Annotated in this window: 1 pseudogene; it reads left to right on the top strand. The window is 69.8% G+C overall.

What is annotated here, in order from left to right:
• Positions 1-2,264: pseudogene (locus ACWFRU_RS42255) on the top strand (hypothetical protein); the annotation flags it as partial.

Genomic DNA, 2,264 nt, shown 5'->3' with positions numbered 1-2,264 from the left:
GACCGCAACCGCCTGGGCAACACCATGGCGTTCACCACCCGCGACGTGGCCACCGATACCCCGAACAGCTTCGGGCTGAGCTTCACGGATGAGGTCCTGGTCGTGCCCCGCGAGCGCCGGGCCCCGCAGGATGTCGACGCGGTCTTCGGCCGTCACTCCAACCACCACGAGGTCGAGTCCGCGACCCGGCGCACCCACGAACTGCACGCGGCCGTCACCAAGGCCATCGCAGATGCCGGACCTGACAGCACCGGCCCTCTGGACTACATCACCGCCCTGGACACAGCCGTGGCGCAAGTAGCCGTCGCCGCGCCGACAGCGGTCGCCTACCGCGAATGCGCCGCGGCCACGGAGACCGCCGCGATCGCCGCTGAGGTGCTCTTCGATGCGGCCGACGACGATTTCCTGACCCACTACATCGGCAAGCCACTGGACCAGCTGCGTCAGCACCTGGACATGCAGGTCCACCAGTTGCGTGCCACCGCCGCGTACCTGACCGAGCGGGCGGTCCCCGCGCCGACAGCCAACCCGGGCACCGCCGACGAGCCCGCCCCGCCCGTCCACGACGAACACGGCACAAAGGACCGACCCTCCGAACCCACGGGGGAACGGGAAGACGCAGCACCCAAGAGCACGGGCGAAACGGAACAGCTCGGGCTGTTCGGCGATCCGCCGCCGGTCAGGCCGGAGACAGGCGGGAGCCGCGGGGCTGTTCCTACTGATGAGCCGCGCGTCGAGTCGGTGGTGAGCGAGGACGGGCGAGAGGCGCGGCTTCGGGCGGCGCTCGTCGAGGGCGAGTCGATCGCCGCCGTGTCGTTCACTGACGAGCGTGAACCGGTGGCGGGCTGGATCCTGACGACGGCGGCCGGGCACACGTTCCGGATTCGTCCGGTGACGTACTCCTCGTCGGGGGACGACGAGTGGGAGGCCGGTCACGACGCCGACGGCTCCTACTGGTGGGCCATGAACGTGGAGGACCGGCCTCTTGCCGCCGTGCTGGCGCGGATCCGGGAGGACTCGGCGACCCGTACCCGGTTCGCTGCCCTATGGGCCCAATACGGGCACCTGACGGAGCAGGCGCCCCGGTTCGAGACCACCACGAACCGCGTCGAACTCGAAGAGGGCGTGTACCTGGTCAGCCGCTTCGGTCGCATCGGCTTGATCGCGTCGTGCCGGTGGGGCTGGGAGCACCTGACCGACCCGGACGGGGCGCAGGGCCACACCGAGGAGGGCTGGTCCCGCAGGGGCCCGGACAACCGGCAGTACGTCGCCGAGTGGCAGATCTGGCACCTCGCCCAGGAGGCCGTTCCGAATGAGCGGCTGCGCGTCGTGGCCCTGCTCACGGACGACATGGCTGAGACGCCGGACGCATACTGCGACGCGTCGTATCCGTACGTTGGCAAGTGCTCGGCGAAACGCTCGGGCGCCCGGTACACAGTCGCCGTCGACACCGACCAGAGCAGCGAGATCGGCTGCTACACCGTGTGTGCTCGGTGCCTGTCCCACCGTCTCCTGAGCGACACAGACCGGCAGATCGATCACCACGACGTTCAGCGCCTCGTTCGGGCCCTGGCCAAGGGCGATCCGAAGGTGGGCAACCTTCACTGGAAGCAGTGGGATGACCGAGCCGCTGAGATTGCCGGACAGATGCTGTCGGCCGCGTTGGTCGCAGGAGAGGCCGCCCCGTGGCCCGCTCAGGATCTGGCGAGCCAGATCCTTTCCGAAGCGTGCGAAGCGGGCGATGACCGTGCCATGCGTGAGGCGCGGGCGGCGGTGAAGGCTGGGGGCGGGAATGCGAAGGCGCAGAAGCAAGCAGCCGAGGAGGCGTTCGCAGCCCGCCAGGACAGGGCCGCGCTCGTCGCCGGGCGTGGCGAGATCTCCAGGGGAACGACGGGCGAGGCCGACCGTGAGGACGCCCACGACGCCGCCGCGATCCTCGAACTCGCAGGCTGGGGGACGGAGAAGAACTCCGTGGTGCCGGAGCGTGCCGGGAGCACAGCTTCCGAGGTCGCCGTCGACGTGGACACGTTGACCGTCAGCCCGCGGGTCCTCAATGGGGAACCGTCCTCGTACCAGTTCACCGTCACCGGCCCCGGGCTGACCGTCGGCGAGTACCACATCTCTCACGACGCCCAGGGCAGGGGCGCCCGGGGAATCATGTGGCAGGCCTGGTGGCACGGTGTCGAGCCGTCGGGCCGGTGGGACGTGATCAGCATCGGTTCAGGCGAGGGCGAGAGCGCGGCCTTGGCGACCGTCGCCGAACA

Source organism: Streptomyces sp. NPDC055099 (assembly GCF_053607685.1).
This window is presented reverse-complemented; position numbering and strand designations above follow the sequence as displayed.